We start from the raw sequence: 22,549 nt of genomic DNA on the forward strand, positions 1-22,549 counted from the left end.
TCTATGAAGCTGGTTACGGTTGTAATCAAACCATTCAAACTCGAAGACGTGCGCGAAGCGTTGTCTTCAATGGGTATTCAGGGACTGACTGTCACCGAAGTGAAAGGCTTTGGTCGTCAGAAGGGTCATGCCGAGCTTTATCGCGGGGCGGAATACAGCGTTAACTTCCTGCCAAAAGTAAAAATTGATGTCGCGATTGCTGACGATCAGCTTGATGAAGTCATTGATGTCATTAGCAAAGCGGCCTATACCGGCAAAATTGGCGACGGCAAAATTTTCGTTGCCGAACTGCAGCGCGTCATTCGCATCCGTACCGGCGAATCTGACGAAGCGGCATTGTAAATAACGCCTGGCACACAGTGATAGGGATCGAGAAAATGAAGATAGCAACACTTAAAACGGGTCTGGGTTCGCTGGCGCTGCTGCCGGGCCTGGCGCTGGCTGCTACCCCTGCGGTGGTCGACAAAGCCGATAACGCCTTTATGATGATCAGCACCGCGCTGGTGCTGTTCATGTCAATTCCGGGCATTGCGCTGTTCTACGGCGGCCTGATCCGTGGCAAAAACGTTCTCTCCATGCTGACGCAGGTTGCCGTGACGTTCGCACTGGTCTGCGTGCTGTGGGTGGTTTACGGTTACTCGCTGGCGTTCGGCACGGGCAACGCGTTCTTTGGTAACTTCGACTGGGTGATGCTGAAAAATATTGAGCTGACCGCGCTGATGGGCAGTTTCTATCAGTACATCCACGTTGCGTTCCAGGGCTCCTTCGCCTGTATTACCGTCGGGCTGATTGTGGGCGCGCTCGCCGAGCGTATTCGTTTCTCTGCCGTGCTGATCTTCGTGGTGGTCTGGATGACGCTCTCCTATGTGCCGATTGCGCACATGGTCTGGGGTGGCGGTCTGCTGGCAACGCACGGCGCGCTGGACTTCGCGGGTGGTACCGTTGTACACATCAACGCCGCGGTAGCGGGCCTGGTGGGTGCCTACCTGATTGGCAAACGCGTGGGCTTCGGTAAAGAAGCGTTCAAACCGCACAACCTGCCGATGGTGTTTACCGGTACGGCTATCCTCTACTTTGGCTGGTTTGGCTTCAACGCCGGCTCGGCAAGTGCAGCAAACGAAATCGCCGCGCTGGCCTTCGTGAACACCGTTGTGGCCACGGCGGGTGCAATCCTCTCCTGGGTGTTTGGCGAGTGGGCCGTACGCGGTAAACCGTCACTGCTGGGTGCCTGTTCGGGGGCCATTGCCGGTCTGGTTGGCATTACGCCAGCGTGTGGGTATGTCGGCGTAGGCGGTGCGCTGCTGGTCGGCCTGGTGTCCGGTCTGGCGGGTCTGTGGGGCGTGACCGCACTGAAACGTGTGCTGCGCGTTGACGACCCATGCGATGTGTTTGGTGTTCACGGCGTGTGCGGTATCGTGGGTTGTATCATGACCGGTATCTTTGCCGCGAAATCGCTCGGTGGCGTGGGCTACGCAGAAGGCGTGACCATGGTTCATCAGGTGCTGGTGCAGCTGGAAAGTATTGCTATCACCGTTGTCTGGTCTGCCGTTGTGGCCTTCATTGGTTATAAGCTGGCGGATATGACGGTGGGTCTGCGCGTACCGGAAGAGCAGGAACGCGAAGGTCTGGACGTCAACAGCCACGGCGAGAATGCGTATAACGCCTGATAAACAGCAAAACGGCAACTTCGGTTGCCGTTTTTCATGTTTATTCCCTCTCCCCGTGGGAGAGGGTGAGGGCATCAGGCCGCACACAATCACCCGCGATTACGCATTACCCCTTCCTGCACCGTAGACGCGACCAGCACGCCGTCCTGAGTATAAAACTCCCCGCGCACAAATCCGCGCGCGCTCGACGCTGACGTACTCTCCACGCTGTAAAGCAGCCACTCATTCATGTTGAACGGACGGTGGAACCACATGGAGTGATCGATCGTCGCGACCTGCATCCCTTTTTCCAGAAAACCAACCCCGTGCGGCTGCAGCGCCACCGGCAGGAAGTTGAAATCTGACGCATAGCCCAGCAGGTACTGATGCACGCGGAAATCTTCCGGTACGGTCCCGTTAGCCCGGATCCAGACCTGACGCTTCGGTTCGGCGGGGTGGCCTTTCATCGGGTTGTGGAACTCAACCGGGCGGATCTCCAGCGGCTTATCGCAGAGAAACTTCTCTTTGACCTGCGGCGGAAGCAGATGCGCCAGCGCACGGGCGATATCGGTCTCTGATTTGAGATCGTCTGGCGCCGGTGCTGGCGGCATCACTTTTTGATGTTCGTAGCCGGGTTCCGGCGCCTGGAAAGAGGCGGTCATGTAAAAGATCGGCTTGCCGCTCTGAATGGCCGCTACGCGGCGTGCGCTGAAGCTGTTGCCGTCTCTCAGGACTTCAACGTCATACACAATCGGTTTTGCGCTATCGCCAGGGCGTAAGAAGTAGCTGTGGAATGAATGCACCAGACGGTCTGCCGGGACAGTCTCCTTTGCTGCGTACAGTGCCTGTCCGACGACTTGCCCCCCGAAGACCTGGCGTAAGCCGAGATCTTCGCTCTGTCCGCGAAAGAGTCCTTCCTCAATTTTTTCCAGATTCAGTAATGTCAGCAGATTGTTCAGTGCCTGACTCATAGTTGTCCTCAATAAACGCCGTAGCGAAAGATAGGCAGAGTATAACGCAGAAATGAAAGTGGTCCGATGGGTAGAATAATCTGAATATCGGCACGTTTTCAGGCATAAATCGGTGATCTGTGCCACACTTGGATACGTTATGTGATTGAAACGACATCGGATGGGATCGATCCCGCTGGTGCATTGATAAGGAGACTTCAATGAAACTCGTGCCCATGCTAAGTGGTGTAGCTATTGCGGTGGCGTTGTCCGCCTGTGCCGGTAAGAGTGCCCAGGTGCCGGTACCAGCAGCAGACCCGAACGGGATTAATACCCTTTCACAGCAATCCATTCAGCAGCCTAATGTTTCCGGTACCATCTGGATTAAACAGAAAGTTGCGTTGCCGCCGGATGCGGTATTAACCGTAACGCTGTCTGATGCTTCTCTGGCCGACGCACCGTCGAAAGTTGTGGCCCAGCGTGCCGTTCGTACTGAAGGCAAGCAGGCGCCGTTTAGCTTCGTGTTGCCGTATAACCCGTCGGACGTGCAGCCTAACGCCCGTATCCTGCTGAGCGCAGCGGTAACCATCAACGGCAAGCTGGTGTTTATCACCGATACGGTCCAGGAAGCGATCAACAACGGTGGGACAAAAATCGACCTGAACCTGGTGCCGGTACAGCAGACCGAAGTGCCGGTCGCACCGCAGACCAATCAGCCGTCTCTGCCAACTCCACCGACTCAGATGTAATTTCTGCATTTTCCCTCTCCTCCGGGAGAGGGGTCAATACACCCAGCGAAACTTCTGCAAATCGATCTGACCCGACCCTGACACCTGCACACCCTCTGAAAGTAACGCCTGACGCTGACGCTGAAGATCCGGCCCGGTGAGCGAAATGGCACCATAACGATTCACCACCCGATGCCAGGGCAGCGTACTGCCTTCCGGCAGCCGTTTCAGGACGCCGCCAACCTGTCGCGCCGCGCGCGGGGAACCGGCCAGACGCGCGACATCACCATAGGTGGTGACGTAGCCTTCCGGAATTGAGGCCACGATTTGCCATACGCGCTGTGGAAAGGAGTCGTGTTCGTCCATACCTTTACCTGTGGAGAGTGTCTGGAAAGCTATGGTAAACGAAGATCTGCATGATTGCTGCGCCTGTTTGCGCAAGAAACCAGCATCCGGTTGCTGGTCGCTTGCAATTGGGCTTTAGCACAGGGATAATGCGCCAGCGCGTTGGTTATCAACGCTCTCAATGGGGGCTCTGTTGGTTCTCCCGCAACGCTACTCTGTTCACCAGGTCAGGTCCGGAAGGAAGCAGCCAGGGCAGACGACGTGTGTGCCGGGATGTAGCTGGCAGGGCCCCCACCCATTTGTGGCCTCATAAGATTCTTCAGCTTCACCTCTCCCTTACATCATTACTCCACAATAAAACTACGTCTATATCGTGTAATATATATTTCATTGGACTGAAATATTATTGTCATAAACCTGTAATAATAGACTGTCATTTTATAATCGGACGGCTATTTTCTTCCATAACTCAAAAAAATATATATCTGGATAACATTGTTAAGTTCGTGTATTAAATAAAGTACTTATTCCGAAGGGAAGTGACAAACATGGCTACAGCGGTATTAAACGTTAAGATTGATGACGCGCTAAAAGAAAGACTTCGCCACTATGCGGAAGTCAATAACGAGAATTTAAGCGTGACGACAGAGAAACTGCTGCTGCTGGCGTTCGAAGCAGTAGAAGAGGCGGGAGTATCGGAAGAGGATATTGATAATCAGCATACGGAAGAAGAGAGTGTTTCTCCATTTACTCCTAAAGAAATCAAGGCTCTACGTAAAATTCTGAAGAAGAGAAAATGAAACAACAACTGTCAACTGCCAGTGACTACAACGAGGCCTGCGATCTGTTGCGTTCAGGCTACGTGAAGCATGTACGTCTTGGCTGGAATGTTGGAAGCGATGAGTTCTTTCGAATTGCGTCTGACTGGTGTGATACCGGTGCAAAAATTAAAAAAGACGGTGATAACTTCGTTATTTCACTAAAAGGCTTTCCTATTCCTCCTCAGCATTAAACCCTTACCAGTGAAAACTGCTGACTGCATATGTTACAGTCAGCAGTTTTTATTTTATGATCTGCTTCAACTATTTTAATATTAGATCACGCTGCGTTTTAACGATGGCACGTTTTTATTCAGGGCGAGCCATAACGGTTTGATCCTCAGCAACGCCTGCTCAAGCTCTGTCGATTCGAGCGAGAAGGGCATGCGTAAATAGCGGTCAAACGCCCCAGATAAACCAAACCGCGTCCCGGTTCCCAGGTTAATCCCGATTATTTCTGCCCGTGCGGCAAGCTGTGTCGCCAGCATGCCCGGAAGCTCTATCCAGTAAGAGAGCCCGCCTTCCGCCTCGTGGAATTTCCACTCCGGGAAATATTCGCGCAGCAGGTCACCACATCGATCGCGCCGTTCCGCCAGCATCTTCCGGCGTGCGGGCAGAAACGTCTCGCTGTTGTTAATGAGCCACTGCATTGCCAGCTGTTCGAGCAGCGGCGAGCCTAAATCGAGAGTATCCCGCGTCTGGGCAAGCGTGGCGATGATGCGCGATGAGGCGCGGATCCAGCCGAGACGCAGCCCGCCCCAGAAGCTTTTTCCGGCAGAGCCTAAGGTGATGACGGTGGCCTGCGGGTTAAAGGCGGCCAGCGGTGGCGGGGGAGGCGCATCAAACCAGAGATCCACCATCGTTTCATCCACCACCAGCGCCGTGCGGGTTTGGGCTGCAATATCCGTGATGGCCTGACGGGTGGCGATATCCATACAGCGCCCGGTCGGATTATGAAAATCTGGCATCAGGTAGGCCAGGCGCGGCGCCGTCTGGGCAAGCGTTGCGGCAAAGCCATCCGTATCCCAGCCGGTTTCCGGCAGCGACACCCCGACTGGCCGACACTGCGCCCCCTGAATGGCGGCAATCGCCAGCGGATAGGTGGGATGATCGACCACGACGCGGTCCCCCGGCCCGGTCATCATCCGCAGTACCAGCGCAAAGCCGCTGACGGCACCATTGGCCACCATCACTTCATCTGCGCGGGTGGGAAGACCCCGCGCGGTGTAGCGCGCAGCGATGGCCTCCCGCAGCGTCGGCAACCCAAGCTGATCGTAGCCCGTCAGGGAGAGATGCGGGGTAATGGCCGTGAGCGCATGGGCATAAGCCTGATGGATCTCCGGCCCGGCATTCAGGGCGGCAGTAGAGAGATCCAGTGCGGCGCTCGCCGCTGAAAGGGTAGGAACGGCGCGCGTGTCAGGGAGAATGACCCGTGACCCGCTGCCGTGGCGGCTTTCAAGGTACCCCTCCTCGCGCAGGTGGGCGAGGGCGCTGCTGACGGTGGTCCGGCTCACGTCCAGCGCCGTGGCCAGCTCACGCTCGCCCGGCAGCCGCGTATTCAGTGCCAGACGCCCATCAAGGATTAACAGACGCAGCGCGTCGGCCAGCTGTCGCCAGAGCGGGGTGCGGGATGAGGCTTGCTGCCAGTGGCCTAAAAGGCGTACCAGAGACTGGCTTCCGAAACGACGTGATGACATATGCAGTCCACTATTTGAAAACTGGACATTAATCATAGTGCCATTTTAGGTCAGGATGAAAGCCTGGTTCACTGGAGAAGATAAAAATGGTACGTCGTCTGCTACAACTCTATGTCGGTTTAGGACTGTATGGCCTTTCCACCGCGATGTTTATTCGTTCCGATTTGGGTGTCGATCCCTGGGATGTGTTTCACCTTGGGGTGGGGATGCAGCTGGGGATGACTATCGGGACGGTGATCATTGTGACCGGCGCTGCGGTGCTGCTGCTGTGGATCCCGCTGCGCCAGATGCCGGGTCTTGGCACGATCAGCAACGTGATTTGTATCGGTCTGGCGGCGGACGCCAGCATGGCGCTTATCCCGGAACTGGATTCGCTAGCCGTTCGAATCGCTTTCCTGGTATCGGGCATCGTGATGAACGCGATTGCGACAAGCATGTACATCGGGGCTGGTTTCGGGCCAGGCCCGCGCGACGGTCTGATGACCGGCATTCACGCCCGGCTGGGGTGGTCCATTCGCAGCGTGCGTACCTCAATTGAGGTGTCCGTCCTGCTGATTGGGTGCGTGCTTGGCGGCACGTTTGGCGTGGGGACGGTGCTGTATGCCCTGACCATTGGTCCGCTTATTCAGCTCTGTTTGCCCTGGTTCCGCCAGAAGCCGCGCACTGAGGAAATACCTCAGCCGGAGCGGGTAGTTTAATTTTGCGAAGCGCTCACATGTTTTAACGGCGTCGCTGTGCCAGAATATACGCTTCGAAAATCGCGATGCCGGAAAGCATGAAAGCAATCACTCTCTATGATGTCGCCCTCCTTGCGGGGGTTTCTTATCAGACCGTTTCCCGCGTCATTAACGACGCGGAACATGTGTCTGCCCGCACGCGGGAAAAGGTGCAGCAGGCGATGGCGGAGCTGCACTACGTTCCTAACCTTCGGGCGCAGCAGCTGGCGGGGAAACGCACCCGTACGCTGGGCCTCATCACCACCGACCTGGCTCTGCACGCGCCTTCGCAAATTGTGTCGGCGGTCAAATCGCGAGCGGCGGAACAGGGGGCGAGCGTCCTGATTTCCATGGTGGAGCAACCCCGGCAGTGTCAGGCCGCGCTTCAGACGCTGCTGGCACAGCGGGTGGACGCGCTGCTGGTAAATGTGCCGCTTGACGATCCGCACGCTGAAGAACTCAGGGCGATGGCGTCGCCCGTCCCGGTGCTGTTCCTCGATGTGGCGCCCTCAGCGCGGGTAAACAGCCTCGTGTTTAACGCAGAGCTGGGGGCGCGTCTGGGCGTTGAGCATCTGCTTTCACTGGGGCACCAGCGCATTGCCCTGCTGAGCGGGCCGGAAAGCTCGGTCTCTGCGCGGGCGCGCCTGGCGGGCTGGAAAGCGACGCTGGCGAAGGCGGGTCTTAACGCTTCGGCTGTGGCCTACGGTGACTGGAGCGCGGCCAGCGGTTACGAGAAGGGACATACGCTGTTGTCTGCGGCGACATTACCGGACGCGATTCTGGTGGCGAACGATCAGATGGCGCTCGGGGTAATGCGCGCCTGCGCGGAAAAAGGGATCGCGATCCCTGGCCAGCTTTCGGTGGTTGGGTTTGACGATACGGCCGACAGCGCCTGGTTTTCCCCGCCGCTGACGACCATTCGTCAGGCGTTTCGCGAGGCGGGCGAACGCAGCGTGGAGTGGCTGCTGGCGTCTTCCGGGGGCGAAGCGTGCCGGCAGGTTCAGCTGCCGGTGACGCTGGTTACCCGTCATTCCAGCGCGCGCCGCAATCCGAAGCAGGCCGAACGCGAGGATCTGGCGCAGCAGCTCAGAAGCCTGGCACTCCTTGCCGAGCAGATTGCCCGCAAATAAAACTTTGTGATCGGACTCGCTACCCCGCGATTGAACGCTTTACCGTTGCCGGATGCCAGGGCATGTTAACTAAAATTGTGAGCGCTTCGCAAAGAGGTTACTATGTCCATCACTTCACCGCTGACCCTCAGCGCCATTCTGGCCCGTCGGGACTGGGAAAATCCTGGCATCACCCAGTGGAACCGTCAGGCCGCACACGCGCCGTTGCACAGCTGGCGCAATGAACCCTCGGCAAGAGATGATGCTGGATCCGCCAGCAGGCACGTTCTCAACGGGCTATGGCGGTTTAGCTATTTTTCTGCGCCGGAGCGGGTTCCTCAGGCATGGGTAACCGAAGATTGTGCAGACGCCGTTGCGATGCCCGTGCCGTCTAACTGGCAGATGCAGGGGTTCGACACGCCCATCTATACCAATGTCACCTATCCCATTCCCGTTAACCCGCCTTTTGTGCCGCAGGAAAATCCGACTGGTTGTTATTCGCTCACATTTGAGGTGGATGACGCCTGGCTTCAGAGCGGGCAGACCCGCATCATCTTCGACGGCGTGAACTCGGCGTTCCATCTGTGGTGCAACGGTCAGTGGATGGGCTATTCCCAGGACAGCCGGTTGCCCGCTGAATTTGACCTCTCGGCGGCATTACGCCCCGGGCAGAACCGCCTGGCGGTCATGGTATTGCGCTGGTGCGACGGCAGCTATCTTGAAGATCAGGACATGTGGCGCATGAGCGGCATCTTCCGCGATGTGACCTTGCTGCATAAACCGGAGACGCAGATTGCCGATTATCACGTGGTGACGGACCTGAATGCGGAGCTGGACCGCGCGGTGCTGAAGGTGGATGTCGCGCTGGCAGGCGCTGGCTTTGCAGACTGCGAGGTGGTCATTACCCTGTGGCGCACGAGTGAAAAATGCGCCAGCGTTTCCCGACGTCCAGGATCTGCCATCGTCGACGAGCGCGGCAGCTGGCCAGAGCGCTTAACGGCGGCGATCCCCGTTGACCAGCCCGCGCTCTGGAGCGCTGAAACGCCAGAACTTTATCGCCTGACGATTGCGCTTCTTAACCCGCAGGGTGAGCTGCTGGAGGTTGAGGCGTGCGACGTGGGCTTCCGCCGCGTTGACATCAGCAATGGCCTGCTGAGGCTCAACGGTAAACCGCTGCTGATCCGTGGGGTTAACCGGCACGAGCATCACCCGGAAAACGGTCAGGTGATGGACGAGGCGACCATGCGCCGCGATATCGAAATCATGAAGCAGCACAACTTCAACGCCGTGCGCTGCTCGCACTACCCGAACCATCCGCTGTGGTACCGGCTTTGCGATCGCTACGGGCTGTACGTCGTTGATGAAGCCAATATCGAAACGCACGGCATGGTGCCGATGAGCCGCCTTGCTGACGATCCGCGCTGGCTGCCCGCCATGAGCGAGCGCGTGACCCGCATGGTGCAGCGCGATCGTAATCATCCCTCGGTTATCATCTGGTCCCTGGGCAATGAGTCGGGCCACGGTGCAAACCACGACGCGCTGTACCGCTGGCTGAAAACCACCGATCCGACGCGCCCTGTGCAGTATGAAGGCGGCGGCGCGAACACGGCGGCGACCGATATTGTTTGTCCAATGTATGCCAGGGTCGATCGGGATCAGCCGTTCCCGGCAGTGCCTAAATGGTCAATCAAGAAATGGATCGGCATGCCGGACGAAACGCGCCCGCTGATCCTCTGTGAATATGCCCACGCGATGGGAAACAGCTTTGGCGGGTTCGCGAAATACTGGGAAGCGTTTCGCAGCCATCCTCGCCTGCAGGGCGGGTTTGTCTGGGACTGGGTCGATCAGGCCCTGACGAAACGGGACGAAGATGGCAATACGTTCTGGGCGTACGGCGGAGACTTCGGCGACAAGCCGAACGACCGGCAGTTCTGTCTTAATGGGCTGGTATTCTCCGATCGCACGCCGCACCCGTCGCTGTATGAGGCGCAGCGGGCCCAGCAGTTCTTTACCTTTACGCGGGTCAGTACCTCGCCGCTGGTGATTGAGGTGCAAAGCGGCTACCTGTTCCGCTACACCGATAACGAAGTGCTGAACTGGACGGTTGCCCGGGACGGAGACGTGCTCGCTGCGGGCAAGGTGACGCTGGATATGGCCCCTGAAGGCACTCAGCGTCTGGAGATCGTCCTGCCGGAGCTGAACGCCGGGCCGGGTGAGGTCTGGCTGAACGTTGAAGTACGCCAGCCGCGGGCAACGCCGTGGTCACCGGCAGACCATCGCTGCGCGTGGGAGCAGTGGCCGCTTCCGGCCCCACTTTTTATTGCCGCGCCAGTTCCGGCGGGCGAGCCGCCGGTGTTAACGCAAAACGATCGCAGTCTGGATATCACCCATTGTCAACAGCGCTGGCAGTTCGATCGCGCAACCGGAAACCTGTCCCAGTGGTGGCGAAACGGCGTTGAAACGCTCCTTTCACCTCTGACGGACAACGTCAGCCGCGCGCCGCTGGATAACGACATTGGCGTGAGTGAAGCGACGCAGATCGATCCGAACGCCTGGGTTGAAAGCTGGAAAGCGGCGGGTATGTACGAACTCACCTCGCGCGTTCTGCACTGTGAGGCACAGCAGCACGCAGGCGACGTGGTGGTCACAACCCAACACGTACTTGAGTATCGCGGCAAAGCCTTGTTCATGAGCCGTAAAGTCTGGCGGGTGGACGATCGGGGCGTTCTGCATGGCGATATTCAGGTCGATATGGCATCTGATATCCCTGAACCCGCGCGCGTTGGCCTGAGCGTTCATCTTGCCGAAACGCCGGAAAACGTCCACTGGCTGGGTCTGGGGCCGCATGAAAACTACCCGGACAGAAAGCTGGCGGCGCAGCAAGGGCGCTGGACATTACCTCTCGAGGCCATGCACACGCCGTATATCTTCCCGACGGAAAATGGTTTGCGCTGCGATACCCGGGAACTTGTGGTGGGAACGCATCAGCTGATCGGCCGGTTCCATTTCTCGGTGAGCCGCTACGGCCAGCAGCAGCTGCGTGAGACAACCCATCATCATCTGCTGCGCGAAGAGCCGGGATGCTGGCTCAATCTCGATGCGTTCCATATGGGCGTGGGCGGCGACGACTCCTGGAGCCCCAGCGTCTCTCCGGAGTTCATCCTGCAGACACGCCAGCTTCGCTATACCTTCAGCTGGCAGCAGAACCCTTAACTGACCATGAAGATGCGGCCACAGGGCGTGGCCGCAGTCTTACGCCAGAATGCCGCTCAGGCCATGCAGGCTCATGTAAATCCCTACTACGGTAATCAGCGCAGCGGAGATCCACGGCGCTTTACGGGATAATTCGCTAAACCCGGGCCAGCGTTTGGTCGCGTGCTTGAGGCTTAAGGCGGCAATCGCGCCGGAAGCGACCAGCGTTAACGCCAGACCAATACTGAAGCTGAACACCAGCGTCGCGCCGAGGGCAAAATGCTTCAGCTGCAGGCAGATCAGCAGCACGGTGATGGACGCCGGACAGGGGATAAGCCCGCCGGTCAGGCCAAACATCACGATCTGTCCGGTGGTGACATTTTGACCGCTGAAGCGCCGGTTAATATCCTGCGCGTGAGCGCGCTGGTGGGCGTCCTGCCACTCTTCTTCAACCAGCGAGTGTTCGTGGTGATGATGATGATCATGATGGTGCTCATGGTCATGGTCATGGTGGTGGTGATCGTGATCGTGATGATGATCGTGCGGCTGGCTCTCTTTCCAGGTTCGCCACGCCATCCACAGGGCGATCGCAACGATCAGCACCCCGGAGATCAGCTGAAACCAGGGTTCGGACGTGTGTGCATCCCAGCCCCGACCAAACCATAATCCCGCCATCGCAACGAGCCAGACCACCGCCGTATGGGAGAGGGTTGCCGCCAGGCCGAGCAGCACCGCCTGTTTCAGCGTGCCGCGGATGGCAACAATAAAGGCGGCCATCATTGTTTTTGAATGGCCCGGTTCCAGGCCATGAAGCGCACCGAGCAGGATAGCGCTGGGAACAAACAGCCAGGCATTGCCCTGCTGAAGGAGTGAAGCAAAATCGGTCATGGGAAATTCCGGAGTGGAAAGCGTGCGGAGATACTACTCCCCCCCAGTAGCTTAATACTACCCCCCAGTAGAAAAATACTCAGGGGGAGTAGAGCGTGATATGCTTTAAAAGCCAAAAAATAAGGGATACAGAGATGTCACATACCGTTCGCGACAAGAAGATGTTACTGACTCGCCTGAAGAAAATTCAGGGGCAGAGCACCGCGCTGGAAAAAATGCTCAACAGCGATCACGAATGCGCCGAGGTTTTACAGCAGCTGGCGGCGATCCGCGGGGCGGTCAATGGCATGATGATGCAGGTGATCGAAGGGCATTTAACCGATCATGTGGTGAAAGAGCCTGAAGAATCGCAGCGTGAAGCCGATCTTGGCGTGGTGTTGCGGGTGATGAAATCCTATCTTAAGTAGAATGCTTGCCGAGGTTATTTTCTGCCCAAAGAATAAATTCCGTCTTTGGCAGCGCTTTACTGTAAAACCATCCCTGACCGTACTGCACGCCGTGGCGGTGTAGCCAGGCGAGCTGTCCTGCGGTTTCGACGCCCTCCGCCACCATCGCCAGCTTCAGCGACTTCGCTATTTCAATGATGTGCGGCGTCACGTTTTTATACTCCAGCGCATCCACGAACGATTTATCAATTTTTAGCGTGTCGACGTCCAGATCCTGCAGATAGCTCAGGCTGGAATAGCCCGTGCCAAAATCATCAATATAGACGGGGTGGCCCGAACGACGGAATGCGGCGATAGCCGGTGCGCTAATTTTGGGATCGGCAAAGCCGCGCTCGGTGAGCTCCAGGGCGATTTGCCGGGGATGGATCTGCCACTTGTTCAGGAGCTGACTCAGCAGAGGCGGCAGGATGCCGGAGGTTAAATCAGCAGGGGCGAGGTTAATGGAGATATGCTGATCCGGATAGCGTTGCAGCCAGTGGCCCATATCTTCAAACACCTTTTCGGTGACTAACTGCGTCAGCTGCGAGATGAGCCCCGTTTGCTCGGCAAGGGGGACAAAAATATCCGGCGAGAGGCAGCTTCCGTCTGGCTGAGGCCAGCGCGTCAGCGCCTCGGCGCCCACAATTTTTCCGCTACAGAGTGCCACGATGGGCTGATAGTGGACCACAAAATCCCGGCTGTTAATGGCGTCAAGCAGGCGATTGCGCGGCGACTGGATACGCCGCAGGATCCGCAGGACAAACAGTGCGGCGAGCAGGCTTATCAACATGCCGAACGGTAACCAGAAAAGAAGCTGCCGGTGCCAGGTTTCAGCCAGCGGTTTGAGCGTAGCCCATGCGACGACGGTAAATCCAAGCTCAGGTACAGACTTCATGACGTACATTGAACCGTTGTACTGCACGCTTTTCACGCCCCGCTCCTGGACCATGTCGCGGATGTGAGAGTCGAGCTTGCTGCTGCTGGCAAATATGCGGTGCGTTGCGCTTCCTACCAGGGCGGCATCAATCGCTATCTCGCCGAAAGGGATCACGTCCACCAGCGAGGCAGGATCGACCATCACAAGGTAGTGGCCTTTACCCAGCACCGCCATGTAGCGGTTAAACCCAAGATCGTTCTGCGTGGTCAGCCAGGCGCTGTAGCCATCTTCGGTAATGCGCATCGGAGGGGGGAAAGGGGACGCATGACTGGTTTGCTCCAGGGAGGAGCAGAGCGGTCGAAGGTTGTCGATATAAATCACTTCCTGGACATATCGCCACGAGAAAGCGACCCGGCGCATTTCCCTCAATTGCAAGGGGCTACAGGGCACTCCCTCAAAGGCCTGCAGGTGATCGAGCGCTTCCTTTGCCTGATCCACAACCCTGTCGGTGCGTACCAGCACGCGCGAGGCGTAGTTATCCAGCGCATCGGCAAATTTATCTTCCGCCTGGCGGTGGGCCAGCCAGATGCTCAGACAAATGGGGACCAGCACGGAAAAGATAAGTACGCCAGTCACCAGACTGACCAGATGTCGGGTTTTCATGCTGTCGTGTCCTTCCTCGTACACCCGTTCCTGGGCATTGAGTTCCCTGCCTGAAGAGAAAGATTTTTTCGCGAAATGATATAGTTATAGCACGTGGTTAGCATGGTTTTCATTTTATCTCAGGCAAATGAGAAAATATCGCCAGGCGAGAGGGGTTGTTTTTTCAAACTGGCCTGGATATTATTTTGTTATGTTATAACAAAACATAAAGGATTTACGATGAAACCCAATATCCACCCAGCCTATCGCACCGTGGTATTCCACGACACCAGTGCCAATGAATACTTTAAAGTAGGCTCAACCATTAAAACCGACCGCGAAATTGAACTCGACGGTGAGACGTACCCGTACATCACCATCGAGGTTTCTTCAAAATCGCACCCGTTTTATACCGGCAAGCAGAAAACGTTCTCCACGGACGGCAGCGCAGCGCGCTTCCGCAAGCGTTTTGGCGGTTTTCTCAATGCGAAGCGGGGCTAACCATGCAGGTACTTAACTCATTACGTAGTGCAAAGCAGCGTCACCCGGATTGCCAGATAGTCAAACGCAAGGGACGCTTATACGTGATTTGCAAATCGAATCCGCGCTTTAAGGCGGTTCAGGGACGTAAAAAAAGACGCTAAACGCGCGTTTCTCGCCAGCTTTCCAGGGATCTTTTCTGTTTGCCATCGGCAGTAAAATTGTCGGTGGCAAGCCAGCTTTCAAAGGCGCTCGCCAGCGCAGGCCACTCTTTGTCGAGAATCGAAAACCAGTCGGTATCCCGGTTACGGCCTTTTATGACCAGCGCCTGACGAAAGCGCCCCTCAAACTGAAAGCCCAGACGCAGCGCCGCTTTGCGGGAAGGCTCGTTCAGGCTATTGCACTTCCACTCATAGCGCCGGTACCCCAGGGTATCGAACACGTACCGCATCAGCAGATACTGCGCTTCTGTCGACCCTGGCGTGCGGCTTAACAGAGGAGAGAAGTGAACGTGCCCCACTTCCACGACGCCGTTTTTAGGATCGATCCGCATCAGGGACAGCGTCCCGACAGGAGACTGGGTCCGGTTATCCATAACGGTAAAGTGGATGGGATCGGATAACTCGCTTACGCTCGCCACCCATTCGGCAAACTCCTCTGCGGTGGCATCGGGTTCACGCAGTAGCCACGTCCAGCTGCGGGTATCTTCGGCAAGGGAATAGGCGGAGAACAACGCGTGGGCATGCTCCACGCGCAGCGGCTCAAGCCGACAATAGTGACCCTGAAGGACCACCCGGGACGGGGGCTGACGAGGCTGCCAGTCGATAAGGGCTTCGCCTACAGGCTGTCCAAACTCGTTGAATATATTCATCTTTATTTCCGTGACGTTGAAAAGATCTCCAGATTAGTGAATTGCTGGTTCCTTAAAAAGAACCACCAGGCTATGTTTTTCTGGTACCACAAGGAGGGAAGATGAATATACCGGGTGATGAGCTTTACGCTTTGCTCCATGCTGCGCTGAAAAAGCGTGGGCAGGAGACGCTTCAGCGCGCGCTCTATCTTGCTTTGCGGGAGGCCATACTGGGCGGAAAGCTTCGGTCCGGCAGCCAGCTGCCCGGTTCGCGAACGCTGGCGCAGCAGATCTCTGTTTCCCGAAATACGGTCAATGCGGCGCTGGACCAGCTCACGCTCGAAGGCTATTTGCTGCGTAACCGTCAGGGTACGCGGGTGGGGCAATTCGCTCATCGTACGATTGCCCGGGCATTGCCGGATCCTGACGTCAGGCTGACAAAACGGGTCGCCCTGCTGCCCACTCCCGTGCCGCGCGACACCCCGGTGATGGCGTTTACGCCGGGAACGCCTGCCATTAACTACTTCCCCTTGCCGCTGTGGCGGCGATTGTACGATCGCGTCCTGCGCGAGGAGGGGAGTGCCCTGTTAGGCTATGGCGACCCGGCCGGCGAGCCGTCGCTGCGTGCCGCGATTGCCCGACATCTCGCCCTGTCCCGCGGTATCGACTGCGACGCCAGCCAGATTGTGATAACCGAAGGAGCGCTTGAGGGCGTCAACCTCTGCACGATGCTGTTAAGCGAGCCTGGCGATGTCACCTGGGTAGAAAACCCCGGCTATAGCGGGGCAAAGAGTGCGTTTGTTAAAACCGGCCTGGCAATGACGGGAATACCGGTTGATGACGAGGGAATGTGCTGGGAAGGGCTGGATGCGCCTGCGCCCTCAATGATTTTTACCTCTCCTTCGCATCAGTTCCCTTACGGGAGCGTGCTCAGCGCGCGGCGGCGGCTGGCGCTGCTGGAGCTGGCCCGGAAGCACAACGCGTGGATTATTGAAGACGATTACGACAGCGAGTTCCGCTATGCCGGTGAGCCCGTACCGGCGATGCTGGGAATGGCCAACAATGCGCCCGTTGTGTATCTGGGGACGTTCAGTAAAACGCTGTTTCCGTCACTTCGAATGGGGTTTATGGTTTTACCGCCAGCGCTGGCGAAAGCGGCTCGCCCGGCCATCGGCTCGCTGTTGCGCGGGGGGCATCGCGCGGAGCAGCGTACCCTGGCGCTGTTCATTGAAGAAGGTCATTACGCCCGTCATCTTGCCGCCATGCGTAGGCTCTACCGTAAGCGCTACCGCCAGCTGCGTGAGGTGCTGGGCGCAGAGCTTAATACGCCGCACCGTATTCTCGCTGGCGAAGGCGGGATGCATCTGGCGCTGGCGATAGACGGTATTGACGACCAGAGGCTGGTGGAGCAGGCGAGGGCGTTTCAGCTGGCACCCGCTGCGCTGAGCGGGTACTACCTGGAGGCGAAGCAGGGGCAAACCGGTCTGGTTTTAGGTTACGGCAATACCTCTGCTTCTCAGTTTGCGCCGGGGATCCGACGCCTGCAGACGTTAATTACGCAGCAGCAGGGCGGGAAAGGGTAAAGACATCATAGAAAGAGAGCTGACCTTTGGTGGAGACCATTTTCTGCAGCTTCTCTTTTTGCCCGGCTTCTACCGCCGGAGAGTGCATAATGTTTTCGATCAGCTCCTCTGGCACGTAACGCGTGTTGTACCATTCGCCGTTATAGCAGACCCGGAAATCGAGCACGTCGATATCTTCGTAACGGTAGCGCGGATTCACGTCGAAAAAGAAAAAGGCGTTAAAGACGACAAACAGTACAACCAGCAGCCAGACGGAGTCCACCAGCGTTTCGGACTTCAGCATCACAATCAGCGTCGCCAGCCACGCGGCATACATGGCGACAAACAGTCCAGGATGTTTGCGAATAAAGCTAATGCTAAAGCGCGGGAGATTGTCGCGCTTTTCGCGGAGGTTGAGATCGTCGATGGTGGCGGTAAGCAGGCGCTGTATCTCGGTCATTTTTTGCCTTCATGAGAGTTGACAATACAGGGTGTCTGCCAATTTTAGGGGAGCCATCAGGCTGAAAAAAGTAACAGTCTGACGCTAAAAGACTATAACAGTTGACTCCCCGCAACCTCACAGCGTTTTGATGATTTTTGCCGGGTTGCCGCCAACGACGACGTTAGCCGGGACGTCTTTCGTCACGACGGCGCCGGAGGCCACGACCACATTATCACCAATAGTGACGCCGGGGTTAATTACCGCCCGGCCACCAATCCAGACGTTATTGCCAATATTGACAGGTTTCCCAAACTCCACGCCGCTGTTTCGTTCTTCCGCGTTCAGGGGATGGGTAGCCGTATAAATATGAACACCCGGCGCGAGCATGCAGTTATCGCCAATATGAACAGGGCAGACATCCAGCATCACGCAGTCGAAGTTAGCATAAAAGTTTTTGCCCAGATAAATGTTATATCCATAGTCGCAGCGGAAGCTCGGCTCTATATAAGCTCCTGCGCTTTGTCCCAGAAGTTCCGCCAGAATGTTCTGTCGTTCTGTTTTTTCATCAGGCGCGGTGTGGTTATAGCGGTAAACCAGATGGCGGGCCCGCAGTCGGTCAGCCCGTAACGTCTCATCGCCGGGGCGGTAATGTTCACCGGCAATCATTTTCTGTTTTTCTAAGCTCATTGGAAACCTCTCTGGATGTTATTACCGCAGGGTAATCGGAACAGGCCAGAAGGGGAACGTTCCCGAAAAGCCGATGTGACTGTCGTCACAACATTGCTGCTGATGAACACGTTTTATACGGAGACCTGGCTTACGCACAGGGAGCATAACGGGACAGGTAAATACTCAGAACGAGGCGTAGAACTCTACAGACACCCTTCAAAGATTAACGGACAAATTTCCACACAGAAGTAGGGATTTTGTCATACAGTTTATTCATTGTCAGTTCAGCAAGACGATGGTCAGCGGCTGAATAAAATACCGCCAGTTCATTATCAGAAAGCTCGTATTTATTCTTTTCAATGACGCGCTCAAGCGTGTCAATTGACTGACAACGTCGTAAGCGCATCAAATAATCGATTTTTGTGAGTGGTTTATCAGACATAAATTCACCTTAGTAATTGTAATAATTTTAACAGGAAAGACTCACCGGGTTAGCTCTGCTCACGTTGACGAAACAGCGGAATAGCCGATTTCCCGATTTACGCCATTTTTGCAAATCCTGAGCGTTAATGCCGTAACTGCTGAACAACATAAAGGTGTCGTCCAGGTATTCATCAATTTGCTCAATGAGCTTATTATCTTCATTGTACTTAATTTTATAATTAAGTGCGAAGGTTGCGATATGCTCTATGAGCTCATTCAACTGTAAATTGATGGCAGACGTTGGGTCGTTTACCCAGCCATGATTGCTTTCATCAAGATTGGCAAGGCAGTCATGGTACAAGGATTCGCAGAGAAATTTCAACTGCGCGATATCATGCCTTTTTGGCGAGTACTCGTCCATAGCGCATCCCCTTCTGAGTGATTTCTTACTCACCGAACATCATTGTCGGGATGGATACAACTGACTTAGCTACATGAGTGCTGTGTTCCTGATAACCTAACTATAAGCCACTCCTTCCTGGATTTCACCGCGCTATTACGAAAAATTACAAATAAAAACTGCAGGCTGGGAGCGTGTACGCAAATGGTCACCCTGGACTCAACGTTTTATCCAAATTAACGACGGGGTTTTATCGGTTCCTTACGTTTCATCGGCTTAGCAAAAATGATGAGAAAAGTTCAGATTCAGACTTATCTTTGTAAGAACTTCTTATTAGGAATATTCCTAATACCTTAAGCGGGGAAATGAAATTAAAAAAATCCTGAATTCACCGATTAAGGTATCAGTTAATTATGATATGACTATTTAAGATGGCAGAAAATAAATAGAGCCACAATAAGCGTAATTTATGATTTTTTCTGAAAATGAAAAAGGCCGCTAATGCGGCCTTTTTATCATGTGGAACCGGTATCAGTGAGGTTCTACCGAATGACTGTGTTCAACATCTTCATTCTTGCGGCTAAAGCGGCGGCGAACCACCACGAAGAACACCGGTACGAAGAAGATAGCCAGTACGGTCGCGGTAACCATACCGCCCATCACGCCTGTACCTACCGCGTTCTGCGCGCCGGAGCCTGCACCGGAGCTGATAACCAGCGGCAGTACGCCGAGGATAAACGCCAGCGACGTCATCAGGATTGGACGCAGACGCATACGAACCGCTTCAAGCGTCGCCTCAATAAGGCCTTTGCCTTCTTTTTCCATCAGATCTTTGGCGAATTCAACGATTAGTATCGCGTTCTTCGCCGACAAGCCAATGGTTGTCAGCAGGCCTACCTGGAAGTAAACGTCGTTGGTCAGTCCACGGAACGTTGCCGCAAGCAGCGCACCGATAACCCCGAGTGGAACCACCAGCATAACGGAGAACGGAATCGACCAGCTCTCGTACAGTGCCGCCAGACACAGGAAGACCACAATCAGTGAAATGGCGTACAGGGCAGGGGCCTGGTTACCGGACAGACGTTCCTGATAGGACATACCGGTCCAGTCATAGCCGATACCCGCAGGCAGTTTGCTTGCCAGTTCTTCCATCAGGTTCATGGCTTCACCGGTGCTTCGGCCCGGAGCAGCCTGACCCAGGATCTCCATCGATGGCAGACCGTTATAGCGTTCCAGACGCGGTGAACCGTATTCCCAGCGTGAGGTTGAGAACGCCGAGAACGGAACCATCTGACCATTGCTGCCGCGCACGAACCAGCTGTTGATATCGTTCGGCAACATACGGTACTGCGCTTCTGACATCACGTACACTTTCTTCACACGACCGCGGTCGATGAAGTCGTTAACGTAGCTACCGCCCCAGGCTGCGCCCAGCGTGGTGTTGATGTCACTGATGGATACGCCCAGCGCCTGGGCTTTCTCCTGGTCGATATCGATCTTGTACTGCGGCGTATCTTCCAGGCCGTTTGGACGCACGCCAACCAGCAGGTCAGGGTGTTTAGCGACTTCACCAAACAGCTGGTTACGCGCCTGCGTCAGTTTTTCGTGACCCAGACCGCCCTGGTCAATCAGCTGGAAGTCGAAGCCGGTCGCGGTACCCAGTTCAACAATCGCTGGCAGGTTAAAGGCGAAGACCATCGCATCTTTAATCTGCGAGAAGGTGCCCATTGCACGGCCGGTGATGGCTTCAACCTTGTTCTTTTCGCCCGGACGTTCAGACCAGTCCTTCAGAGAAACGAAGGCAATACCGGTGTTCTGACCACGACCCGCAAAGCCAAAGCCGTTAACCGCAAACACGGACTCAACGTTGTCTTTCTCTTTGGTGAGATAGTAGTCCGTCACTTCATCCAGCACTTTCTGGGTACGCTCTTGCGAGGCACCCGCCGGAAGCTGTGCCATCGTCAGGAACACGCCCTGGTCTTCATCTGGCAGGAACGAGCTTGGCAGACGAACGAACAGGAAGGCCATGCCCACCACGATGATGATGTAGAGCAGCAGGTAACGACCGGTGCTGCGCAGGATGTTGCCCACGCTGTCGGTGTAGTGGTGCGTGCTCTTATCGAACATGCGGTTAAACCAGCCGAAGAAGCCTTTATGCTCGCCGTGACCGCCTTTCTGAATCGGCTTCAGCATGGTGGCACACAGGGCAGGGGTCAGGATCAACGCCACCAGCACCGACAGCGCCATCGCGGAAACGATGGTAATAGAGAACTGACGGTAAATCGCACCGGTAGAGCCCCCGAAGAAGGCCATCGGGATAAATACCGCAGACAGAACCATCGCGATACCGACCAGCGCGCCCTGGATCTGGCCCATTGATTTACGGGTCGCTTCCTTCGGCGGCAAACCTTCTTCCGCCATCACGCGCTCGACGTTCTCGACCACGACGATGGCGTCATCCACCAGCAGGCCGATGGCGAGCACCATCCCGAACATCGTCAGGGTGTTTATCGAGTAGCCAAATATCGACAGGATCGCAAAGGTCCCGAGCAATACCACCGGCACGGCAATCGTTGGGATAAGCGTCGCGCGGAAGTTTTGCAGGAACAGGTACATCACCAGGAAGACCAGGATGATCGCCTCAACCAGCGTCTTAACCACTTCATGAATTGAGATTTTGACGAACGGCGTGGTGTCGTACGGGTAAACGATTTTCAGACCTGACGGGAAGAACGGTTCCATCTTCTTCAGCTCTGCGCGGATCGCCGTGGCGGTGTCCAGGGCGTTAGCACCTGTCGCCAGTTTGATACCCAGACCGGAAGCCGGTTTACCGTTAAACTTCGCGATGATGTCGTAGTTCTCACCGCCCAGCTCAACTTTCGCCACGTCGCGCAGGCGAACCTGTGAACCGTCCTGATTCACCTTCAGCAGAATTTTGCTGAACTCATCGGCAGAGGTCAGACGGGTCTGCGCGATGATCGAGGCGTTAAGCTGCTGGCCTTTCACCGGCGGTGTACCGCCTAACTGACCGGCCGCTACCTGGGCGTTCTGCGCTTTAATCGCGCTGATCACGTCAACCGGCGTCAGCTGGAAGTTGTTCAGCTTGTTCGGATCCATCCAGATACGCATCGCGTACTGGGAACCGAACAGCTGCACGTCACCCACGCCGGAAGTACGGCTGATGGCGTCCTTCATGTTGGCGCCCACGTAGTCGGAAATATCCTCCTGCGTCATGGTGCCGTTGGTGTTGATAACGCCGACAACCATCAGGAAGCTACTGGACGATTTCTCGACGCTCACACCCTGCTGTTGTACTTCCTGCGGCAGCAAAGGCATTGCCAGCTGCAGTTTGTTCTGCACCTGAACCTGCGCAATGTCAGCATCCGTACCTGACTCGAAGGTCAGGGTGATCTGTACCGTACCAGTGGAATCACTGTTTGAGGACATGTACATCAGGTTATCGATACCGTTCATGTTCTGTTCGATAACCTGGGTGACGGTGTCCTGCACCGTTTTTGCATCAGCCCCCGGGTAGGTTGCGGAAATTGTTACCGCCGGTGGCGCAATCGTTGGATATTGCGCGACAGGTAGCTTCAGGATCGCAAGTCCCCCGGCCAGCATGATGATAATGGCGATCACCCACGCAAATATGGGGCGATCGATAAAGAAATTAGGCATGTCTTAACGGCT

The 22,549-nt window shown here is 56.0% G+C and carries 23 protein-coding genes and 1 other RNA gene; 13 read left to right on the forward strand and 11 right to left on the reverse strand.

The features are described from left to right. The first annotated feature begins 3 nt into the window (after positions 1–3). Positions 4–342, forward strand: coding sequence for a P-II family nitrogen regulator (glnK, locus tag UTM25_RS18550; RefSeq protein WP_008503304.1), 339 nt, complete (start codon positions 4–6; stop codon positions 340–342). Positions 343–377: 35 nt separating this feature from the next. Further along, entirely contained in the window at positions 378–1,667 is a 1,290-nt protein-coding gene (gene amtB / locus UTM25_RS18555) for an ammonium transporter AmtB (protein ID WP_023310584.1), read from the forward strand. An 89-nt stretch (positions 1,668–1,756) separates the two neighbouring features. Here the strand turns inward: amtB and tesB are convergent, their stop codons facing one another. Further along, positions 1,757–2,617: an acyl-CoA thioesterase II gene (gene tesB / locus UTM25_RS18560; RefSeq protein ID WP_029741633.1), complete on the reverse strand. Its 861-nt coding sequence runs from the start codon at positions 2,615–2,617 to the stop codon at positions 1,757–1,759. A 200-nt stretch (positions 2,618–2,817) separates the two neighbouring features. On the opposite strand from tesB, the gene UTM25_RS18565 reads away from it, so the two are divergent. Then, positions 2,818–3,345, forward strand: coding sequence for a YbaY family lipoprotein (locus tag UTM25_RS18565; protein ID WP_008503301.1), 528 nt, complete (start codon positions 2,818–2,820; stop codon positions 3,343–3,345). A gap of 33 nt (positions 3,346–3,378) precedes the next feature. Here the strand turns inward: UTM25_RS18565 and UTM25_RS18570 are convergent, their stop codons facing one another. Then, the gene (locus UTM25_RS18570) at positions 3,379–3,690 is read right to left on the reverse strand and encodes an MGMT family protein (RefSeq protein ID WP_194399711.1); all 312 of its coding nucleotides are present in this window, start codon (positions 3,688–3,690) and stop codon (positions 3,379–3,381) included. Between the two features lie 170 nt (positions 3,691–3,860). Between UTM25_RS18570 and ffs the strand changes: the two genes are divergently transcribed. From ffs to UTM25_RS18585, 3 genes are all read left to right on the forward strand, one after another. Next, an RNA gene (gene ffs, locus UTM25_RS18575) (signal recognition particle sRNA small type) lies at positions 3,861–3,957 on the forward strand. A gap of 260 nt (positions 3,958–4,217) precedes the next feature. Further along, complete coding sequence (locus UTM25_RS18580; RefSeq protein ID WP_029741630.1) at positions 4,218–4,469, forward strand: hypothetical protein; 252 nt, start codon at positions 4,218–4,220, stop codon at positions 4,467–4,469. After that, positions 4,466–4,681: a hypothetical protein gene (locus UTM25_RS18585; RefSeq protein WP_023310588.1), complete on the forward strand. Its 216-nt coding sequence runs from the start codon at positions 4,466–4,468 to the stop codon at positions 4,679–4,681. The genes UTM25_RS18580 and UTM25_RS18585 overlap by 4 nt, the downstream gene beginning before the upstream one ends. Before the next feature lie 81 nt (positions 4,682–4,762). On the opposite strand, the gene UTM25_RS18590 is transcribed toward UTM25_RS18585, so the two are convergent. Further along, positions 4,763–6,184: a PLP-dependent aminotransferase family protein gene (locus tag UTM25_RS18590; RefSeq protein WP_194399712.1), complete on the reverse strand. Its 1,422-nt coding sequence runs from the start codon at positions 6,182–6,184 to the stop codon at positions 4,763–4,765. An 86-nt stretch (positions 6,185–6,270) separates the two neighbouring features. On the opposite strand from UTM25_RS18590, the gene UTM25_RS18595 reads away from it, so the two are divergent. From UTM25_RS18595 to UTM25_RS18605, 3 genes are all read left to right on the forward strand, one after another. Beyond that, positions 6,271–6,882: a YczE/YyaS/YitT family protein gene (locus UTM25_RS18595; RefSeq protein ID WP_194399713.1), complete on the forward strand. Its 612-nt coding sequence runs from the start codon at positions 6,271–6,273 to the stop codon at positions 6,880–6,882. A 77-nt stretch (positions 6,883–6,959) separates the two neighbouring features. Beyond that, positions 6,960–8,030, forward strand: a complete 1,071-nt coding sequence (locus UTM25_RS18600; RefSeq protein WP_194399714.1) for a LacI family DNA-binding transcriptional regulator — start codon at positions 6,960–6,962, stop codon at positions 8,028–8,030. Positions 8,031–8,132: 102 nt separating this feature from the next. After that, positions 8,133–11,222: a beta-galactosidase gene (locus UTM25_RS18605; protein ID WP_194399715.1), complete on the forward strand. Its 3,090-nt coding sequence runs from the start codon at positions 8,133–8,135 to the stop codon at positions 11,220–11,222. Positions 11,223–11,261: 39 nt separating this feature from the next. On the opposite strand, the gene UTM25_RS18610 is transcribed toward UTM25_RS18605, so the two are convergent. After that, positions 11,262–12,089, reverse strand: coding sequence for a nickel/cobalt efflux protein RcnA (locus UTM25_RS18610; RefSeq protein ID WP_194399716.1), 828 nt, complete (start codon positions 12,087–12,089; stop codon positions 11,262–11,264). 134 nt (positions 12,090–12,223) lie between these two features. Here UTM25_RS18610 and UTM25_RS18615 point away from each other — a divergent pair, with 134 nt between their 5' ends. Continuing rightward, positions 12,224–12,496, forward strand: coding sequence for a metal-sensing transcriptional repressor (locus UTM25_RS18615; protein WP_194399717.1), 273 nt, complete (start codon positions 12,224–12,226; stop codon positions 12,494–12,496). Here UTM25_RS18615 and UTM25_RS18620 read toward each other — a convergent pair. Next, positions 12,489–14,054 (reverse strand): EAL domain-containing protein, encoded by a 1,566-nt coding sequence (locus UTM25_RS18620; RefSeq protein ID WP_194399718.1) that lies wholly within the window; start codon positions 14,052–14,054, stop codon positions 12,489–12,491. The genes UTM25_RS18615 and UTM25_RS18620 overlap by 8 nt on opposite strands. 219 nt (positions 14,055–14,273) lie before the next feature. Between UTM25_RS18620 and UTM25_RS18625 the strand changes: the two genes are divergently transcribed. Further along, a complete protein-coding gene (locus UTM25_RS18625) occupies positions 14,274–14,534 on the forward strand; it encodes a type B 50S ribosomal protein L31 (RefSeq protein WP_006176933.1) in 261 nt (86 codons plus the stop codon). Positions 14,535–14,536: 2 nt separating this feature from the next. Further along, positions 14,537–14,677, forward strand: coding sequence for a type B 50S ribosomal protein L36 (gene ykgO, locus UTM25_RS18630; RefSeq protein WP_003859006.1), 141 nt, complete (start codon positions 14,537–14,539; stop codon positions 14,675–14,677). Here the strand turns inward: ykgO and UTM25_RS18635 are convergent. Then, complete coding sequence (locus tag UTM25_RS18635; protein WP_194399719.1) at positions 14,674–15,384, reverse strand: GNAT family N-acetyltransferase; 711 nt, start codon at positions 15,382–15,384, stop codon at positions 14,674–14,676. The two genes, ykgO and UTM25_RS18635, sit on opposite strands and share 4 nt — an antisense overlap. A 101-nt stretch (positions 15,385–15,485) precedes the next feature. Here UTM25_RS18635 and UTM25_RS18640 point away from each other — a divergent pair, with 101 nt between their 5' ends. Further along, positions 15,486–16,946: a PLP-dependent aminotransferase family protein gene (locus tag UTM25_RS18640; protein ID WP_194399720.1), complete on the forward strand. Its 1,461-nt coding sequence runs from the start codon at positions 15,486–15,488 to the stop codon at positions 16,944–16,946. Here the strand turns inward: UTM25_RS18640 and UTM25_RS18645 are convergent. From UTM25_RS18645 to acrB, 5 genes are all read right to left on the reverse strand, one after another. Further along, the gene (locus UTM25_RS18645; protein ID WP_194399721.1) at positions 16,918–17,385 is read right to left on the reverse strand and encodes a YlaC family protein; all 468 of its coding nucleotides are present in this window, start codon (positions 17,383–17,385) and stop codon (positions 16,918–16,920) included. The genes UTM25_RS18640 and UTM25_RS18645 overlap by 29 nt on opposite strands. A gap of 117 nt (positions 17,386–17,502) precedes the next feature. Further along, a complete protein-coding gene (gene maa, locus UTM25_RS18650) occupies positions 17,503–18,054 on the reverse strand; it encodes a maltose O-acetyltransferase (protein WP_194399722.1) in 552 nt (183 codons plus the stop codon). Between the two features lie 205 nt (positions 18,055–18,259). After that, complete coding sequence (locus tag UTM25_RS18655) at positions 18,260–18,478, reverse strand: HHA domain-containing protein (RefSeq protein WP_008499287.1); 219 nt, start codon at positions 18,476–18,478, stop codon at positions 18,260–18,262. Between the two features lie 27 nt (positions 18,479–18,505). Then, a complete protein-coding gene (tomB, locus tag UTM25_RS18660; RefSeq protein WP_008499288.1) occupies positions 18,506–18,880 on the reverse strand; it encodes an Hha toxicity modulator TomB in 375 nt (124 codons plus the stop codon). Positions 18,881–19,390: 510 nt separating this feature from the next. Further along, positions 19,391–22,537, reverse strand: coding sequence for a multidrug efflux RND transporter permease subunit AcrB (gene acrB / locus UTM25_RS18665; RefSeq protein ID WP_194399723.1), 3,147 nt, complete (start codon positions 22,535–22,537; stop codon positions 19,391–19,393). Between the last annotated feature and the right edge of the window lie 12 nt (positions 22,538–22,549).

It is taken from the genome of Enterobacter sp. 61D5 (assembly GCF_034107965.1).
Classification (GTDB): Bacteria; Pseudomonadota; Gammaproteobacteria; order Enterobacterales; family Enterobacteriaceae; genus Enterobacter; species Enterobacter cloacae_M.

Excerpts from the sequence above, each read along its gene's own strand:
- UTM25_RS18565 (WP_008503301.1), top strand. The coding sequence starts at position 2,818 with ATGAAACTCGTGCCCATGCTAAGTGGTGTAGCTATTGCGGTGGCGTTG.
- ykgO (WP_003859006.1), top strand. The coding sequence starts at position 14,537 with ATGCAGGTACTTAACTCATTACGTAGTGCAAAGCAGCGTCACCCGGAT.
- tomB (WP_008499288.1), bottom strand. The coding sequence starts at position 18,880 with ATGGACGAGTACTCGCCAAAAAGGCATGATATCGCGCAGTTGAAATTT.
- UTM25_RS18605 (WP_194399715.1), top strand. The coding sequence starts at position 8,133 with ATGTCCATCACTTCACCGCTGACCCTCAGCGCCATTCTGGCCCGTCGG.
- UTM25_RS18590 (WP_194399712.1), bottom strand. The coding sequence starts at position 6,184 with ATGTCATCACGTCGTTTCGGAAGCCAGTCTCTGGTACGCCTTTTAGGC.
- UTM25_RS18640 (WP_194399720.1), top strand. The coding sequence starts at position 15,486 with ATGAATATACCGGGTGATGAGCTTTACGCTTTGCTCCATGCTGCGCTG.
- UTM25_RS18570 (WP_194399711.1), bottom strand. The coding sequence starts at position 3,690 with ATGGACGAACACGACTCCTTTCCACAGCGCGTATGGCAAATCGTGGCC.
- UTM25_RS18580 (WP_029741630.1), top strand. The coding sequence starts at position 4,218 with ATGGCTACAGCGGTATTAAACGTTAAGATTGATGACGCGCTAAAAGAA.
- UTM25_RS18620 (WP_194399718.1), bottom strand. The coding sequence starts at position 14,054 with ATGAAAACCCGACATCTGGTCAGTCTGGTGACTGGCGTACTTATCTTT.
- UTM25_RS18655 (WP_008499287.1), bottom strand. The coding sequence starts at position 18,478 with ATGTCTGATAAACCACTCACAAAAATCGATTATTTGATGCGCTTACGA.
- UTM25_RS18635 (WP_194399719.1), bottom strand. The coding sequence starts at position 15,384 with ATGAATATATTCAACGAGTTTGGACAGCCTGTAGGCGAAGCCCTTATC.
- UTM25_RS18625 (WP_006176933.1), top strand. The coding sequence starts at position 14,274 with ATGAAACCCAATATCCACCCAGCCTATCGCACCGTGGTATTCCACGAC.
- glnK (WP_008503304.1), top strand. The coding sequence starts at position 4 with ATGAAGCTGGTTACGGTTGTAATCAAACCATTCAAACTCGAAGACGTG.
- UTM25_RS18585 (WP_023310588.1), top strand. The coding sequence starts at position 4,466 with ATGAAACAACAACTGTCAACTGCCAGTGACTACAACGAGGCCTGCGAT.
- amtB (WP_023310584.1), top strand. The coding sequence starts at position 378 with ATGAAGATAGCAACACTTAAAACGGGTCTGGGTTCGCTGGCGCTGCTG.
- maa (WP_194399722.1), bottom strand. The coding sequence starts at position 18,054 with ATGAGCTTAGAAAAACAGAAAATGATTGCCGGTGAACATTACCGCCCC.
- acrB (WP_194399723.1), bottom strand. The coding sequence starts at position 22,537 with ATGCCTAATTTCTTTATCGATCGCCCCATATTTGCGTGGGTGATCGCC.
- UTM25_RS18595 (WP_194399713.1), top strand. The coding sequence starts at position 6,271 with ATGGTACGTCGTCTGCTACAACTCTATGTCGGTTTAGGACTGTATGGC.
- tesB (WP_029741633.1), bottom strand. The coding sequence starts at position 2,617 with ATGAGTCAGGCACTGAACAATCTGCTGACATTACTGAATCTGGAAAAA.
- UTM25_RS18645 (WP_194399721.1), bottom strand. The coding sequence starts at position 17,385 with ATGACCGAGATACAGCGCCTGCTTACCGCCACCATCGACGATCTCAAC.
- UTM25_RS18600 (WP_194399714.1), top strand. The coding sequence starts at position 6,960 with ATGAAAGCAATCACTCTCTATGATGTCGCCCTCCTTGCGGGGGTTTCT.
- UTM25_RS18615 (WP_194399717.1), top strand. The coding sequence starts at position 12,224 with ATGTCACATACCGTTCGCGACAAGAAGATGTTACTGACTCGCCTGAAG.
- UTM25_RS18610 (WP_194399716.1), bottom strand. The coding sequence starts at position 12,089 with ATGACCGATTTTGCTTCACTCCTTCAGCAGGGCAATGCCTGGCTGTTT.